This is a genomic window from Psychromonas sp. SR45-3, assembly GCF_014163575.1.
GTDB lineage: Bacteria > Pseudomonadota > Gammaproteobacteria > Enterobacterales > Psychromonadaceae > Psychromonas > Psychromonas arctica.
The window spans coordinates 1-291 of sequence record NZ_JACJDP010000119.1; the positions used below are offsets into that span (position 1 = coordinate 1).

A 291-nucleotide genomic window follows, 5' to 3' on the forward strand; every position below is an offset into this window, starting at 1 on the left:
TTTACCTGGACAAAGCGTGATGCTGTGGGTCTTGGCGTTTGTGTTGGTAAAGGTGTTTTAGGCAAGCCCTCTGTCAATAAAGTGCGCTGTTTATAATAAGTGGTAATAGAGACATTATGGTGTTGACAGAATTCAACATTAGTACCACTGAAATGGCTGCGTTGTTGAAAGAGTTGTTGCCACTGTGCGCTTGTTCTGTAAGTTTGCATTATCTGATCCGAATTTATTATTGAGCAGATATTTTTAAACAATCAGAAAGTCGATACTAGGTGTGCTTTGCTAGACGCTTAC

General features: G+C 39.9%; 1 pseudogene. It reads right to left on the reverse strand.

What is annotated here, in order from left to right:
- Positions 1–209: pseudogene (locus H5084_RS20080) on the reverse strand (IS66 family insertion sequence element accessory protein TnpB); the annotation flags it as partial.
- Between the last annotated feature and the right edge of the window lie 82 nt (positions 210–291).